Origin of the sequence: Fulvivirga kasyanovii, assembly GCF_009711405.1 — a bacterium.
Lineage (GTDB): Bacteria > Bacteroidota > Bacteroidia > Cytophagales > Cyclobacteriaceae > Fulvivirga > Fulvivirga kasyanovii.
Genome location: NZ_SMLW01000658.1, coordinates 22,207 through 38,889, shown reverse-complemented (window position 1 = coordinate 38,889; position 16,683 = coordinate 22,207). Strand labels below are relative to the sequence as shown.

14 protein-coding genes are annotated in these 16,683 nt (G+C 42.0%); 6 read left to right on the top strand and 8 right to left on the bottom strand.

The window, feature by feature from the left end:
• Positions 1-290 precede the first annotated feature (290 nt).
• The gene (locus tag E1163_RS25265) at positions 291-1,226 is read right to left on the bottom strand and encodes an NADP-dependent oxidoreductase (RefSeq protein ID WP_155175639.1); all 936 of its coding nucleotides are present in this window, start codon (positions 1,224-1,226) and stop codon (positions 291-293) included.
• Positions 1,227-1,680: 454 nt separating this feature from the next.
• Between E1163_RS25265 and E1163_RS25260 the strand changes: the two genes are divergently transcribed.
• Together E1163_RS25260 and E1163_RS25255 are read left to right on the top strand one after the other, a co-directional pair.
• Complete coding sequence (locus tag E1163_RS25260) at positions 1,681-3,537, top strand: 7TM diverse intracellular signaling domain-containing protein (RefSeq protein ID WP_155175637.1); 1,857 nt, start codon at positions 1,681-1,683, stop codon at positions 3,535-3,537.
• A gap of 20 nt (positions 3,538-3,557) precedes the next feature.
• The gene (locus E1163_RS25255; RefSeq protein WP_155175635.1) at positions 3,558-4,463 is read left to right on the top strand and encodes an SPL family radical SAM protein; all 906 of its coding nucleotides are present in this window, start codon (positions 3,558-3,560) and stop codon (positions 4,461-4,463) included.
• A 20-nt stretch (positions 4,464-4,483) separates the two neighbouring features.
• Here E1163_RS25255 and E1163_RS25250 read toward each other — a convergent pair whose 3' ends face one another.
• Positions 4,484-6,796, bottom strand: a complete 2,313-nt coding sequence (locus tag E1163_RS25250; protein WP_155175633.1) for a type IA DNA topoisomerase — start codon at positions 6,794-6,796, stop codon at positions 4,484-4,486.
• A 526-nt stretch (positions 6,797-7,322) separates the two neighbouring features.
• On the opposite strand from E1163_RS25250, the gene E1163_RS25245 reads away from it, so the two are divergent.
• Entirely contained in the window at positions 7,323-8,888 is a 1,566-nt protein-coding gene (locus tag E1163_RS25245; protein WP_155175631.1) for an eCIS core domain-containing protein, read from the top strand.
• Between the two features lie 93 nt (positions 8,889-8,981).
• Here E1163_RS25245 and E1163_RS25240 read toward each other — a convergent pair whose 3' ends face one another.
• Positions 8,982-9,443, bottom strand: a complete 462-nt coding sequence (locus E1163_RS25240) for an Lrp/AsnC family transcriptional regulator (protein ID WP_155175629.1) — start codon at positions 9,441-9,443, stop codon at positions 8,982-8,984.
• A gap of 113 nt (positions 9,444-9,556) precedes the next feature.
• Between E1163_RS25240 and E1163_RS25235 the strand changes: the two genes are divergently transcribed.
• Entirely contained in the window at positions 9,557-9,934 is a 378-nt protein-coding gene (locus E1163_RS25235) for a RidA family protein (RefSeq protein WP_155175627.1), read from the top strand.
• An 11-nt stretch (positions 9,935-9,945) separates the two neighbouring features.
• Complete coding sequence (locus E1163_RS25230) at positions 9,946-11,199, top strand: aminotransferase class V-fold PLP-dependent enzyme (RefSeq protein WP_155175625.1); 1,254 nt, start codon at positions 9,946-9,948, stop codon at positions 11,197-11,199.
• Positions 11,200-11,625: 426 nt separating this feature from the next.
• Here the strand turns inward: E1163_RS25230 and E1163_RS25225 are convergent, their stop codons facing one another.
• From E1163_RS25225 to E1163_RS25205, 5 genes are all read right to left on the bottom strand, one after another.
• A complete protein-coding gene (locus E1163_RS25225) occupies positions 11,626-12,252 on the bottom strand; it encodes a class I SAM-dependent methyltransferase (protein WP_155175623.1) in 627 nt (208 codons plus the stop codon).
• Between the two features lie 92 nt (positions 12,253-12,344).
• On the bottom strand, positions 12,345-13,631 hold the full coding sequence (locus E1163_RS25220) for an energy transducer TonB (protein ID WP_185156213.1): 1,287 nt from the start codon (positions 13,629-13,631) through the stop codon (positions 12,345-12,347).
• 136 nt (positions 13,632-13,767) lie between these two features.
• Positions 13,768-14,046 carry a hypothetical protein gene (locus tag E1163_RS25215; protein WP_155175619.1) on the bottom strand — a complete coding sequence of 93 codons (279 nt, stop codon included), beginning with the start codon at positions 14,044-14,046 and terminating at the stop codon, positions 13,768-13,770.
• On the bottom strand, positions 14,039-14,638 hold the full coding sequence (locus E1163_RS25210) for a hypothetical protein (RefSeq protein WP_155175617.1): 600 nt from the start codon (positions 14,636-14,638) through the stop codon (positions 14,039-14,041). Before E1163_RS25210 ends, E1163_RS25215 begins: the two co-directional genes overlap by 8 nt.
• Before the next feature lie 70 nt (positions 14,639-14,708).
• Positions 14,709-15,257, bottom strand: coding sequence for an REP-associated tyrosine transposase (locus E1163_RS25205; protein WP_155175615.1), 549 nt, complete (start codon positions 15,255-15,257; stop codon positions 14,709-14,711).
• A gap of 588 nt (positions 15,258-15,845) precedes the next feature.
• Here E1163_RS25205 and E1163_RS25200 point away from each other — a divergent pair.
• The gene (locus tag E1163_RS25200) at positions 15,846-16,634 is read left to right on the top strand and encodes a hypothetical protein (RefSeq protein ID WP_155175613.1); all 789 of its coding nucleotides are present in this window, start codon (positions 15,846-15,848) and stop codon (positions 16,632-16,634) included.
• The last annotated feature ends 49 nt before the right edge of the window (positions 16,635-16,683 follow it).

The following is a 16,683-nucleotide window of genomic DNA, read 5'->3' as shown; positions in this document are numbered from 1 at the left end:
TCTGCATATCAGAGCTTACAGCACCGCACGCAGGTAAAAACCGCCTCAGTGTGCCTCTGAAAATCCACACGGTAGCGGATTGCCTGATATAGTTTGAATGTGAGTTTTGGGATTGTTTATTAAAGTTAAGAAGAAAAAATGCTACTCAACGCTCCTACACTCAATAATTGTCTGGTTTTCCTCAAGCTTGAAATGCAAAACATATGCCCTTTGATGTTGCTGAATAGCAAATAAAAAAGGAGAGCTTCCGGCATCGAAACTCTCCTTTTTACCGTCATTAATGCTATAACCTACATTTTAACGATAATTTTTCCTGTTGTATGTCCGGTTTCTATTTGTTCAAAAGCATCATTGATATTATTCAGGCTGTATTCTTTGGTAATGTTGACTTTTAGTGTGCCCGCTTCAACCATTTCCCTGATATGGTCCAGTTGGCGTGCATTGGGTTCTGTAAATATGAAATGAAAGTCAATATGATCGGGCAGGCCATCTCCCTGATTGGTAATGGATACCAGTCTACCACCTTCTTTTAAACTACGAGCACCCTGCAAGGTGGTATCTCCACCCACGGCATCAAACACGAGGTCGACACCATCCGGAATAATATCCCATATAACTTCTTCTATTTTCTGGGATTTATAGTCTAGGCAATGGTCGGCTCCCAGTTCCCTGAGGTAATCATGGTTGTCCTTACTGGCAACAGCCACCACCTGTGCTCCTTCATATTTGGCCATTTGCACGGCAAAAGAACCAACTCCTCCAGATGCCCCCAGGATCATTACGGTATCATCAAGCTTAACCTTTCCTGCTTCAAAAAGGCACTGGTAGGCAGTAAGCCCGGCCAAAGGTACAGCTCCGGCCTCCTCAAAGCTGATATTTATCGGCTTTTTTGCCAGGTAGCTTTCAGGAACGGAAATATAATCTGCAAATGTACCGTGGTTATTCAGCTCAGGCCTTCGGGCATATGCAAACACTTCATCACCAACACTAAACCTTCTGGCCCCATGGCCTCTTTTTTCAATCACACCGGCCATGTCCCATCCCAGAATCAGCGGAAATTCATGGGGCAGCCGGTCTTTCATATATCCCTGAGCCAGTTTCGCATCCACAGGGTTTACTCCGGAGGCTTTAACTTTCACGAGCACTTCCCCTTCCTTTGGTTCCGGCACCGGTTGATCTTTTACAGACAATTTGCTTCCAAACTCTTCTAATATTGCAGCTTCCATAGAATAATTGTTTAATAGTTAGTTGTAACAAGGAGGTGCGAACAGATATATCGCACCAGAATATTAACAGGCTTGCGTTTGGTATGGTTATGATTAACCTGCAATTTATTCAAATTTAAAGTTCACCGTTAACAGTTTTGAACTTCCCTAATTAGAGTCCGGTTTTAACAAAAACTTTATTGTGAAAAACAGTGTCCTAATTACTGTTTATCGGCTTAAAAACACCCCTATAATCTCCTCAAGGGGATAGTAATCTCATAGAAATATTCCAATTTTCTAACGCTCCACCGACTATCAACCCACCAAAATCATCCGACTCCGGTCTTTCAACTTAGTCATTGAAGTTCAAGTTCCCGATTACCGGTCACCGATAACTTAGCCAGCGTACATACCCCCAACCCCTCAACAATTCCCAAAATTACTTATCTTCAAGGGTGGTTTTGAGAGAGTTGTAATGCAGATAGCCAGATTTTTATTATTTTTTTTACTGATATTTCCTGCGAGCTTAGCAGTTACCGGGCAAATTATTGCCCTGAACCCCGAAGTAGATGAGCAGATCATCCCGATCAATCAGCTTCAGATTTATGAAGACCCACTGAATAATGTTGGTTTTGACCAGGTAAGAAGGAATCCGCGCCTTTTTTATATGAAGCCTGACTTTACTCCCAAGGATTATAACACGGCTTCGGCTTATTGGGTAAAGTTAACGCTGAGAATTCCTGAACATCACGATGAGCATTGGCTACTGGAGTTTTACGATCAGTCCATCGACCATGTGGAGGCGTACATTCCACTGCCTAACGGAGGTTTCAAAAAACTGGTCATGGGAGATATGTATGACTTTGATCAAAAGCCTTTCCAGCATAAAAACTTTGAAATACCCATAAACTCTAACCTGAGTGGTCTGCAAACCTTCTACTTTAAGATAAGGTCCCATGCCTATGCTGATATCCGGATTGCGGTACGTACCATTGATCGTTTTATATACTATGCTCTCAATGAGTACTTTCTGTATGGCATCTTCTATGGCATGATCCTGATCATCAGTTTGTACAACCTGCTGATCTTTTCGGCCATCAGAGAAGTGAAATACCTTTATTATACTTTCTATATTTTGAGCGTAGGCGTCTATGCCATGTGTGTGGACGGCATAGCTTATCAGTATTTGTGGCCTGGCTGGCCTGCATGGAACCAGATAGCTTATGGTGCGGCGCTTTTTTCGTTGATATTTTGGGCAGTTATCTTCGGCCAGCGTTTCCTGAATACAAAAAGAAGGGCACGAAAGCTTCACCGTATCATCAATGTGATACTGATTATGAGGTCAGTGCTATTTGTGTACGCCCTTGTTTTTGACCAGACTTTGTTCGAATGGCGAAATATCGAGATCATCCCCCTGTCCCTGATATTTTATGCCGGTATACATGTACTGATCAGAGGTTACAAGCCAGCACGTTTCTTCGTTATGGCCTATGGCATACTCTTCCTGGGCTTTCTGTTCAAGGCTTTGTTGAACCTTTCTATTGTTCCTTTCGGGATCATTTCCTACTACAGCCTGCATATCGGCTTCCTGCTTGAAATGCTATTCCTTACCTTCGCCCTGAGTGACAGGGTGAGGATATTGAAGGACAATCGTGACCGTGCGCTGAAAAGGATTATCATTCAGCATCAGGAAAATGTTAAGCTTAAAGATAAAGTCAACCGTGAACTGGAAGACCTCGTGGCCAGGCGCACTACCCAGTTGCAGGAGAAGAACCTGCAGTTGGAAGAGGCTAACAACAAAATGATCGAGCAGGCCAAGGAGATCAACAAGATCAATTCGATGCTTGACCTCGATAACTGGAAGCTCAAAAACAATATCAAAGAGATATTGCAGGACCGCCTGGTCAATAAGAATCTGACGCTGGAGCAATTCAACAAAATATTTCCGGACCCTATTAGTTGTTTTAAGTTTCTGGAAAGGCTGAAGTGGTCGGAAGGCTATGAATGCAGCAAGTGCGGAAACAACAAATACTCACCCGGGCATACCAAATTTTCACGCAGGTGCTCCAAATGCGGGTACGATGAGTCGGTAACGAGCAACACAGTTTTTCACCGCATCAAGTTTCCGATCGAAAAAGCTTTCTACATTTTATATATTACCAATAACCGTCAAAACTCCTATACACTTGACGAGCTCTCGGAGATCCTGGACTTGCGTCGGAATACGATCTGGAACTTTAAAAAGAAAATAGAAAGTGTATATGATACGGCTGAAAATGAGGGTAAAAGTGTCCTGATCCATGACCTGTTTTCTGCCCACCTGGGAGATTGACAGTCAGCTTCAAAAAACCTATGCCAAAGGAAATAGAAGTTAAATCGGTACTGAATAAAACCCAAAAGCGTGACAGTTGGTTTCTCGACGATTATACAGTCAATCTGTATAGCAGTTGCTCTTTCAACTGTCTGTACTGTTATATCAGGGGTAGCAAGTACGGCACCAACCTTGAACAAAGTCTTTCTGTAAAAACCAATGCCATTGAAGTGCTGGACAAGCAGTTATCCAACAGGGCAAAAAAAGGTCAGTATGGCTATATTGTACTTTCCTCGGCCACTGACCCTTACCTTCAGGTGGAGAAGAAGTATGAACTCACCCGGCAAGCTCTTGAGGTAATCGCCAGGCACCGGTTCCCTGTACATATTATTACCAAATCAGACCTGATAGAGCGTGACTTCGACTTGCTGCACAAGATAGACCAAAATGCCATACTTCCTCATGATCTGCAATCATCTCCCGGACGAGGAACCCTTATATCATTTTCATTTTCAACATTGGATGAAAAAGTGGCCGGTATATTTGAAAAAGGTGCTACCAAGCCGGCCAAACGACTGAAAGCACTCGAAAAAGCAATAAGGGATGGTTTTCATACCGGAGTAAGCCTGATGCCCTTGCTTCCCTTCATTTCTGATACCTCAGAAAACCTGACATTGTTTTTCTCTATATTTAAAGCTTTAAACGTTAGCTATATACTTCCGGCTACACTGACTTTGTTTGGCAATGGCTCCGCCGATAGCAAAACCCTGGTGATGAAAGCCATCAGAGCACATTTTCCGCAGCTTGAAGAGAGGTATATCCGCTTTTTTCAAGAGGGTTATCAGATGCCTCCCTATTATCAAAAGGCCTTTGCAAAAAAGATGAAAGAGCTTTGCGAGGAATATAAAATACCTGGCAGCATAACGGCTATAGATAAGCCTGACTGACCTTTTCCAACCCTTTAAAGCTATGACGAAATGATCTGCAAGACCAGCTCTTTGGTCAATGGGCGTCCATTGGCTTTTGCCTTTATATCGGCAAAAGAGTACCGGAAATCACAACCTGCTTTCCACTGGCTGCAACCATAGGCTGTCTTCCCTTTTATTAAAGGACCTTTGCCACACTTGGGGCACGCAGGCATACCGTTAGTAGCCGCTTTGGATGCCTTTGGCTTGGCTTTACTCTCCAATTCCAGTTCAAAGGTTTCTGTCAGCTTCACCACCCCCTCTACTTTTTCACCATTGAGCACAAAACCCTTGAGTTTGGTGGTTGCCTTTTTATCCAACAGTCTTTGTACCTGCTTGTCGGTAAACTTTTTGCCCATAAATTCGAAGGGTATGCGCATGTTGCAGCCGGCTTTCCATTCACTACACCCATAGCTGCTCTTACCCTTAAGCATATTCCCGGAGGAGCATTTCGGACATTTCATTTCCTTGGTGGCCTTCTTTTTGGTCGCTTTTTTATTAGCGCCAGCTTTTGGTGGGGCTACTATAGGCTTACCGGTTTCCTGACGCACTTCCGATACCAGGTCATCCACCATCTTCTTCATGTTGGCTATAAATTGCCCTGCCCCAAATTCGCCTTGCTCTATCTCCTTCAGCTTCTTTTCCCAATGCCCGGTGAGCTCGGCCGATTTTAACTGTTTATTTCGTATGGTATTGATAAGCTGTATACCCATCTCCGTAGGCACCACCTGCTTTTTCCTTCGTTGCGTGTATTTTCTTTTAAACAGGGTTTCAATAATACTTGCCCTTGTAGATGGCCTGCCTATGCCGTTGGCCTTCATCAGGTCGCGCAGTTCTTCGTCATCTACCTGCTTTCCGGCAGTTTCCATAGCCCGTAGCAGCGATGCTTCTGTGTAGTTTTTGGGAGGTTTGGTAGTTTTTTCAACAAATGAAGGTTCGTGAGGGCCACTTTCTCCTTTTTCGAATGAAGGAAGAATCCCCTCGTCATCCTCATTATTCTCATCATCGTCATCAGAAGAGTTTTTCTTGTTCTCCTTCGGGAACAGCGCACGCCATCCTTCGTCCAGTATCTCCTTACCTCGGGCTACAAATTTGACCCCTTCCACCTCTGCATTCACCTCCGTTTTGGCTACTTTACAATCTGGGTAGAATACAGCGATGAAGCGCCTGGTAATGATGTCATATACCTTTTGTTCATCAGGGCTCAATGGCTTCTGCTCCCCTGTAGGGATGATCGCATGGTGATCCGTTACCTTATTATCATTAAATACCTTGGTTGACTTCCTGATCTTTTTGCCGAGGATAGGTGCAGTGTAATTGGCGTAATTTGACAGCCCCTGAAGTATTCCAGGTATTTTAGGGTACATATCATTGGGTAGAAACGTAGTATCTACCCTGGGGTATGTCACTACCTTTTTCTCATAAAGGCCTTGAATCAACTTTAAAGTCACCTCGGCAGTAAAACCAAATTTATTGTTGCAGTAAACCTGCAAACTGGTGAGATCAAACAGCTTGGGAGCATACTCCTTCCCGTCTTTTTTCTCAACTCCGGTAATGACAAGGTCTTTCCCTGTTACCTTGTTGAGAAGCTCTTCTCCTTCTTCTTTGGAAAAGAACTTACCCGTGGTATTGTTAAATTTGGTTTCCCTGTAAATGGTTTGCAGCTCCCAGTAGGGTTGAGGCACAAAGTTTTCTATTTCATAGTGCCGGTTCACCAACATGGCCAAAGTAGGCGTTTGTACGCGCCCGATGGATAGTACCTGCTTAAAGCCACCATATTTAAGTGTATAGAGCCGGGTGGCATTCATACCAAGCAGCCAATCGCCAATGGCCCGTGAGCTTCCGGCATAGAAGAGGTTATCAAATTCCTGTGCCGGCCTCAGTTTTTCAAATCCGGACTTGATGGCTTCGGTAGTAAGCGATGATATCCAGAGGCGCTGCACCTCCCCTTCATACTTTGCTTCTTTGATTACCCACCGCTGTATCAGCTCACCTTCCTGGCCGGCATCACCACAGTTGATGACTACCGTGGCTTTTTGTAACAGTTTTTTGATTACACTGAACTGCTTCTTTACCCCGCCATCCTTCATGAGCTTGGTTTCGAAGCGCTCGGGCAGCATAGGCAGCGTGTTCAAATCCCACCGCTTCCAGTGCGGCTGGTAATCTTCCGGGGCATACAGCGTGCAAAAGTGCCCGAAAGTCCACGTAACCTGATAGCCATTGCCTTCAAAGTACCCTTCTTTTCGAGCGTTAGCTCCTATTACCTGCGCTATTTCCCTGGCTACACTTGGTTTCTCGGCAATACAGACCTTCATATTTTAGTATTGAGAATTTAGTATTCAGCATTGAGGCTAAGCGGCTAAGCTCTAATCATTTATTGACACGCTTGTGCTCAATGCTCACTGGCAAATCAACTGGCGAAAATACAAAATCTATTTTACAGCGGAAGGGTTTGTGGGGTTAGTTAGTGGACAGGATAACCTGTGATAAGTTGGCAATCGGCAAAAGTAGTAGGCAATGCTGTCGGTTTGGAAAGTAAACGGTAATCAGTAATTAGAGAAGGTCAACGGATTGAATAGTAAAAAGTAAGGTGCCTCCAGGTTCATGTAGTGAAGCTCCATAAGGGTGTCATTCATTTATGGAAATATCTTCATGGTTGAGTAAGTACCTTCTAAGCCCTTGCATTTTCCATTCCTTAAAAAAATTCCGAACGACACTGTAAGATAGTTCTCTTCACCTGTTTCAATAACAAGCCATAAAACCAAGGCTAACCTAAAGTAAGACTTATAAAAAATCAACCAGGCTGAACGGACGAACCGTTTGTGGGCCAAAACCAAAAAAATGAAGGACAATTTATCGAGCAGTAACACACCAGGAAATCGACTGGCAGGTAACAAAAGTAGTTTGGACAATGACATGGGAAGCAAAAATAGTCTCGACCGGTCGAGCTTAGGTCAGGCCGGTTTACCTGTTCAACGGCAGACAGTCAGCAAGAACAATAATACAGGCTTGCCTGATAACCTTAAATCAGGGATTGAAAATCTTTCCGGTCACTCTATGGATGATGTTAAAGTGCACTACAACTCTGATAAGCCTGCCCAGTTACAGGCACATGCTTATGCACAGGGTACGGATATACATCTGGCCTCAGGGCAAGAGCAGCATTTGCCACATGAAGCCTGGCATGTGGTACAGCAAAAACAGGGTCGGGTGCAAGCTACTACCCAGCTAAAAGGTGTAGGTATCAACAATAATGCAGGACTGGAAAAAGAGGCAGACGTTATGGGGGCCAAAGCCCTTAATACTGAGAGTGCTGTAGAGGGGAAATCATTTCAAAAGGGTAGCGTGGCCAGTTCAACATCTCCAGTGCAAAGAATTACCAAAGATGAGTTTGACCAGCAGGTTACAGATCAAGACCTATTTGATAAATCGGGATCCTTCTACAAGGATGTAAACAATAATGATATCGATAAGGGCAAAGCTTGGTCCATTATTGAAAAACACGCAGGGAAGAACTTAAAGCAACTGAATAAAGACCAGGCTATAGATATTATCCATCACCTGCATAGAGATCAGGTTACGAAGGATAAAAAAGGCAAGATGCACCAAAACACACATGATATGGATCAGCTATATGACAGGGCGGAGCTGGTGCACCAGCACTTTGAAAAAGAAATTAAAAAGCTGGGAAAGCAGTATGGAGCCATAGAAGCAAAAGTACCGGAAGGACTTAAAAAACGACCCCGTGCTGCAAAGAAAGTTGACATGAAATATAAAGGCGATGCCAGCCGGCTTAATGACCTTGTGCGCGCTACCATGATCTTCAAAAGCTACAAGGACATGAACAATGCCATAAAAAGTTTTAAAAAAGACTACAATGCTGTAGTAAAGCAAGGACTGCTCGATGTTAAAGACGAACGTGAGATCAAAAATAAGGGCGTTGGTTCGGGATATACCGATGTTAAGCTCATATTCCCGTTTCTGAACCATAACGTAGAGCTACAGATGAATGTGAAAGCCATGCAAGACCTGAAAGATTCGGGAGGCCATGCTTTATACGACATACTTCGTTTCTTTGATGAGGATCAGAATGCCACCAAGTTTACCCCACCTACTCCTCAAAAACAGCAAAAGATGCTACAGCAAATGACCAAAATCAAAAAATATATTGCCAAGGACGCATATTTAAGTGTCAATAAAGGATATCAACGTGTTGTAAAAAGCGTGATTAAAGATCTGAAGAATGGTGACGGTACAATTACCATTAACAACCGCAAAGATATAGACTTGCTCAGAGAGGTCAGTTATGAGTGGTACAAACAGGCGGATGATAAAATGTCTGCCTCTGGGCAAATGGTTGTAAGAGCGGGATCGCTGATAGAAAGATCAACTACCTACGAACATTAATGGTAATAGTCTCATTCTCAGCAGAGCCTCTCACGAACCTCGGGAGGGCTCTGCATTTCATTAAAAAGTAAAAGGCTTTGTATATTCAATTTTTCAAATATCAACACCATAGCTGACCTTAACTTTGTCCATAACTACATGGGTATAGAAGTGCTTTAAATTAGGATTATCCATTAGCTGCCTTTTAGAGAACTCTTCAAAGTGCTGCATGTCCTTTACATTGACGATCAGCACAAAATCATAAGTGCCCGTAACATAATAGCATTGGGAAACTTCTACGCACTGCTGTATGCTCGCCTTGAATTTATCGATGGCCTTTGAGCTCCCCTCGTGAAGTACCACATCCACTACGCAGGTAATCCCAACACCTACGGCCTTAGGGGAAATAATGGATACATCGGCTTCAATGATTTTTTCCTTTCTAAGTTTCGCTATCCTGCGTTGAACGGCACTTTGACTTAAATTGACCTCTACACTTATTTCCTCGGCGGTTAGCTTATTGTTTTGTTGCAGCAATCTTAATATCCCTCTATCGTACTCATCCAGCATACGCATAATTTATTTATTTACCTGTCAATAATAGGGTAAAATATGCATTTCAACGCCATATCTGCCCGGTTTAATCTGTCAGGCGCCTTTAATTTTGCGCTTCACATAAACATTTACGTATGGAAAGCATTCATAGCACTAAAACCCCAAAAGCAATCGGGCCATATGCCCAGGCAATACGCTCCGGAAATCTTTTGTTTTGTTCGGGCCAGACTCCAATAAATCCGCAGACCATGGAAATTGAAGGAAATGACATTCAGACGCAGACCCAAAGGGTGATCAAAAACCTTGAGGCAGTTTTGAACGAGGCCGGTCTCACCTTACATCATGTGATTAAAACCAATGTGTTTTTATCTGATATGCAGTTATTCCCCGAAATGAACGAGACATATGAGATATGCTTTAATGGACATAAGCCAGCCCGCAGCACTGTAGCAGTCAAAGGGCTGCCCCTGAATGCCCTGGTAGAAATAGAATTAATCGCGGAAATCAATTAAATATGACATTTATGAGTTCAGATCAAAAGATTATACTTCCGGCAGGAAGTTCATTTTCAGTAGAAGAAGTACAAAAGTTCAGAAATGAAACAAAAGGCTGTAGTCGCGTGGTGCACCTGAATAATGCAGGAGCGGGATTAATGCCGGATATCGTTACCCAGGCCCAGCTTGATCATATAGCACTGGAGGCAGAAATAGGTGGTTACGAGGCCTCAGCTTTACAGGCAGATGCGGTAAAAGAATTTTACACTCAAACTGCCCTGCTACTAAATTGCTCACCCCGAAATATCGCCTTCACAGCCAGTGCCACGGATGCCTATACGAGGGCATTGTCTTCTATTCCCTTTGAATCCGGAGATGTGATACTCACGGATAAAGACGATTTTGTTTCCAATCAGATCCAGTTCCTTTCTCTGCAAAAGCGGCTAGGGGTTAAGGTTGTTCATATCAACAATAGCCCAGGGGGTGGGGTAGATTTGCAGGATTTGGGCGAAAAGCTAAAAAAATACCACCCCAGGCTACTGGCGATAACACATATCCCAACCAATTCCGGACTGGTCCAGCCTGTAGATGAAATTGCAGAAATATTCAGTAACTATCTAAAAGAGAGCAACCATACCACTTGGTATATTTTGGATGCCTGCCAGTCGGCCGGACAAATGAAGCTGGATGTGCAGAAGCTCCGGTGCCACTTTTTGAGCATGACATGCCGGAAATTTTTGAGAGGCCCGCGCGGTACCGGGGCTTTATACATTTCTGATGAGGCACTTGATGCTGGTCTGGAACCCATGTTTATCGATATGCGTGGCGCCACATGGACTGAACACAATACCTACAAGCAACAGCCCGATGCGATACGCTATGAGGATTGGGAGTTTGCCTACTCCACGGTAATCGGAACCAAAGCAGCCATTGAATATTGCCGGAATATAGGAGAAGAAAGAATTGAGCAACAGGTAAGGCTCCTCTCTCAAATACTAAGACAAAAACTTCAGGAGATAGAAACAGACCGAATCCGGGTTTTGGATCGTGGCCCTGCATTGGGAGGTCTGGTGACATTTACAGTTAAAAATGGTAACCCACAAACTATTGTAAGTGAGCTGCTGAAAAGGAAAATAAACGTAGTGCCGAGCTACCGTGAATTTGGCATTTTTGATTTTGATGAAAAAGGAGTCAGTTGGGCAGTTAGGGCTTCCCCCCATTACTATAATACACTGGATGAGCTGGATGTATTTGTTGATAGCCTTAGCGAGATCATCAGGTAAGTCTACCTCAGTAGTTGCATCTTGAACCAGTAGTGGGTACAAACAGAACTAATGACGGCTTTACTAAACTTTCTAAAAGTTTGGTAAAGCTTGACTGTTCGGTAACACTGGCGGAGGGTAACGGCCTTAAAGCAGAGATTCCACCTTGCTGAGTATCGCCTCTCCCGGCAATGGTCTCCTGCCATAATTAAAGATTGTGCCTCTGGAATAATATGCTGTTATTTCCCATCGTACTCACTTCTCCCTTGAGGGAGATGCCGCAGGCAGAGGGTGTAAATGCAGCTTCTCTCTCATTCTTAATTAGCTGATCTATCATGATGGAGAACATCCCCCTGCCCCCTTCAAAGGGGGATTAGTGAGTAGTATGGATGAAGTTTTTAGTTTAATAAATACGTTTATGAAAAAGGCTCTGAGCTATGATACACCTCATTTCTTACACACAACCTGCCAAAACTGCTGGGCAGGCCTGTTCTCTACATTCTTGGCGGGTTCCTCTATTTCTTTTGTTTCCAGCAGTCCATATTCTCCGAATTCGGATGTTATGGACTCTTGATTATAAAAGAATAAATTAACGCCATGCCTTGTTAAAAACCGGTCTTTGCTTAAGCGTTCACCATTGCCGTAGGCGTTGTCGTTGGTGGAGATGGTTACAAAAACCATGTAACCACCAGGCCTAAGCTGATTGTAGCAATCGCTGATTAATTTTGCCCTTTCTTTTTCGTCCAGCAAATGGATTAAGGCGTAGCAGAAAATGCCATCGCAGCTTTCTTCGTCAAATGGCATTGCACTTACTGACCCATGGAACACTTTGATGTTATCACCATAGTGCTTTCTGGCAAGATCAATGGCCGTTTCCGAAATTTCTATTCCGGTGACATCACAGCCGCTGTCAATGAAAATTTGAGCATTTCTGCCATAGCCAAATCCAGGGATCAGTACTTTTTTAAGTCCGTGATGCTGAAATAAACTGGCCGTCTCAATAGCAGAGTCAGCCGGTTCAAATCCCCACATGGTCTGCTTGTCCCTGAAACTTGACTCCCAAAATTCTGTCATACGGGTTTGCTGTTGAATTTGATGCTAAAGGTATCCTGTTATCTTCATAAGCGCCTGTTTATCTTGCACAAATTTTTGCGGATCTCCAAAAATCAGTCAAAGGACAAATTTAAAGTAGTAGATATAAGATAATTACTGGAAACAGCTTGCCCATTTACTGTTTGTGGACGCCACTTCGGACACCCTTCGGCAATCTTTATAATTTGTTCTTTCAGCCATTCATCTTTACAATCAACAACGTTAACCCGTGTTATTTGCCCTGTAGGATCTACTGTGAAGCCAACTTTGATCTTTTCGTTAGTGATATACTCTGTATCTTCAATCAAATTGGCTAAATGAAATTTCAAATACCTTTTAAATTCACCTGGGGGATTGCCAAATAATTCTGCTTCTCCATTATCTGGTAGATCAATGTGCTTTTTATCGTAGATATCTGTAAAATCAATATTATTTTCAACCGAGTCCTGATCAACAACATAGAAATTATCAACAGTTACAAGTTTATTGCTTCCGACGTTGTCGGTAATGATTGTCACGATAGCATAACTACCTTTTCCAATAGCACGGTACCTGGTGTTGCCAACTTTAAAAGATGCGTTAACATCAAAGTGTTCTCCTTCAATGCGTATGTCTGATCCCAGTTTAAAAACCAGGTAATTGCCGGTAAATTGATTGTGATCGCCATAGTATACCAGAAATAAATTGGCAGTTGCATTTGTGGGCTTTGTTGCATCATCTATTTCATTTAAAAAATAATATACTTTATAAGGCCCTTCCTCATTGTATTGAAAAACATTGGTATGGCTGGGCAATGCCGGATCTAAAGAAAAATATGATGATACGTAGGTGAGACCAAGCTCGTTGGATGTTGTTTCTAGTTTTTTTAAACTAAATTTTGGGTCTATTGTGAAGTCAAACCGGATATCAATACTCCTTTTGGGGTCGTTGTAATCATAGCAATGAACCTGGGCAGAATAATTAACTCCCGGGGAAAATTTATTATCAAAGATCAGCGGAAAGTAGAGTATTATACTTTCTGAATCCGGGGTGAATTGAAAATCATTAGCATAATGCTCGAATGTAACTTTAGATTTTTCATCCAAAGCGGTAGAGATATCTATTTTGATCCCAAAGTGACTCTGGTCATCTTTCACCGTTAGACCCCTGACATTGTGTAAATTCAGATACAGCTCTTCGCCAATCCCAAAGGCGTGATTGGGCCGGATTGGCTCTTTATCGAATAATAGCAAGGTGATAGAGTCAATGAACAGATTACGTTCTTTAGTAATAATGGATTGTCCATTCTGAGCATGGGCTTTTAAGCCCGATAGTAAAATTGTAATAATTGTGAATACTAAAAAGAAAGAATTGTTTCGCATCGAATTTTTTCTAGGTAAATATAATGGCATTCGTAACTAATTGCACCCCGTAAAGGATATTATTACACTCTCTGGCGCTCCCCTGGCTGCATATCCGAACAAAATCCTCTTTACTCCTACTGATAGTTTATGGGGCTTATAAATGCGTTAGATTTACTTCAATTGTCCTTTCTAATCGATCGATTTGGATGGTAGTTGTTTCTTTCCACTGCTCTACTGCTTGATAAAATTCATAGACGTTTTTATCTAAGACCCAATAGCCTTTTAAATTATAAGTCGTCAAAGAGTCATAAATTGAATTACTGTAATCATCTTTGGCATTATAAAATTTCGAGTTTTCTATCTGCTCTGATATTTTTTTTATATCCTTTTCACTCACTCTCTGGCGCAAGCGTCCGCTTGTGCCTTTATTCAAACAGTTCCTTTGATACCTGAATGCCAGAATTCAGCGATAACTCCCTTCCAACTCTCCAAACCTCATTTTCCCAAACTTTCCAGTTTTCTGAATTCGGATTATTAAGGGAAATTTTTATTTCGGCATTTGGAGCAAAAACAAGATATTCATATCCAATGCCATCCAGGGTCAGCCCTCTATTCGCATCAAACAGATCATATGATGTCAATCTTCTTATCTTATCGGCGTAATCTTGAGGTCGATGCTTCTGATAAAACTCTCCAATTTTCCCTTCTTTATCAACGGTAAAAATCCCTTGTGTTAGCTCATCAGGATTATGAATTTTCCTAAAAGAGTTTTGATTAAATTTTATAGAATATAACCAACACCAACCTACAAAGGACTTGGATATGCCAATTAACCAACAGTATTCAATAGATTTTTCATTTATTCTCCATCCCCTATTATCTCTTATGGTAGCATTTCCTGATCTTAAATGTGGAATATCCAGTTTAGAAGCCAGACTTTTGACAACATTTTGATGGAATTTGTGTTTCAGTAGTTCTTGTGCCTGGTGCATTCTATATGACCTGCTTGGTTTACCTATATCCATAAAGCTTTAAGCCCAAATTAGAGCATTCAATTTCAAACTCACTTTCTGGCGCAAGCGTCCGCTTGTGCCCTTATTCAATAAACAAAATATTCAACAGACCCTTGCCACCACTATAATCAAGCGCACTGCTATATTTCCAGTATGACGGCTCACTCACAAACCCTGCAACTACGGGGTTCATGTGCAAATAATTCAAACGTTGTTCCATCATTTTATTATCTGACAGCTCTATAGGATGGTTGTGCTGCTGCCAAAGCTGCCAACCGTTGTTGTTGCCGTTTTTGTTTCCTGCACGCTCCATCATCCATTTTATCCATTCCCGCCTGCTTTCCGAAGGATGGTTTTGAATTTCCTTTTTTAATTTACGCGACGTAAAGCTTTTGAAGTCTCTCAATATGTCCTGCATAGGCTTGTCTTCTGTCCCTATGATCAAGTGAACATGACTTGGCATAATGCACCATGCATAGATTTCAAGCCCTTTTTCTTTTTGACAATACTTTAAGCTTTCTATCAAAATATTGTTGTAATCTTCCCTTACAAATAGGTCTATCCAGTAGACTGTAGCAAAGCTCACAAAGTATAGTTTGCTTTGGTCCTGGAATTTGTACTTTCTACTCATTGAGCTAAGATAGTTACCTGCCGGATGCGGCACAAGCGGACGCTTGCGCCAGAGTAGGTCAAACGTATTGCCAGAAGCTTATGAGCAGTAAACGAATCAATAATAAAACTAAAAAAATCATTAGTGTAATTCTTAACAAGGTTAATATCCTGTTTATCTTACTTTTTGCCTCAGAATCAGCTCTCGTGTTTGTATCACTGTCCTCATATTTGATTTCTCCCGCTCTCCGACGCATTTCGAATACCGTCAATTTTCCTCCATTTATGTTCTTCAGAAACTCTAGATGCAACAAAATTTTATAGAAATACACTATCGCCAGTATCACAAAGCAGATGCCTGTAATAAAGTTAATTACCTCAAACAACATAGTAATCGAATTTCATATTGTTGATATTGTGTCAACCAAATAGTCTCGGAACTTGCACTTTCTGCTCATTCAGCTAAGATAGCGACCCACCCGGTCTGGCACAAGCGGACACTTACGCCAGAGGAAAACCTACTCTTTTTTAATATCTTTACGGCTTGCGTTCTTCACATTGGTTGACCACCTCCACATTCTAAGAACGTTTGGAAAGTAATTGTTGAACCATGTACAATCCTACAAGAAGAAATAAGAATATTGGTACTAATAAACAGGGACATGGTCAGAACAATGAACTAACCATTCCCTCACCTGCCAACACAAATAAAACGTTTTACGAACGACTAACAAACTATCAAAAAGTTAGCCGAACGATAAATGGAAACCGGTTTGAGTTCGTCATTGAATCCACACGAGTATCAACTGAACATGCTTGTACTATAGACGATATTGCAGAACTACTCAGGCATGTACCTCCCAATGATTATGCAGATCTCAAGCTGATTATTCTAAGGCAACCGAAACGTAAAGAAGAAACATTATCGCCGGTTTGGGGGCGACTTATTTACACATATGAATTCGAGGGGGAAACGGGGCCTGCAATTATCTTAGAGGCGTTTGATAATAAACGAAATTTAAAATGGTCGAAGAAGCTTAGTTCTGAAGATCAGAAAGAGCTTGAACGTCTGCGAGAAGATGGTCATAGAATTATTGAAACAAAAAGATATTTCGAAGCTGAGTATGAGCTTAAAAATGTAAGAAACACCCAGCTATACAGAACACTTCTACATGAAATTGGCCACTACAAACATTATCTTCAGGAAGTTGAAGAACAGGGAACAGAGGACGAACCATTTGAAGAATGGGAGATTAGATTTGACAACTACTTCAAACTACCATCACATCAAAAAGAGCAATATGCTCATAGGTATGCTGAACAATTGAGAAAAACACTCTTGGAAAGTAAGGTTATTCCCTTTGAGAGAATCGAGAAGATTAACCCAACCAACGATTAATTTAGCAATCATTTTAATGACGAAAAGGAACAAAATAATATTTTCATTT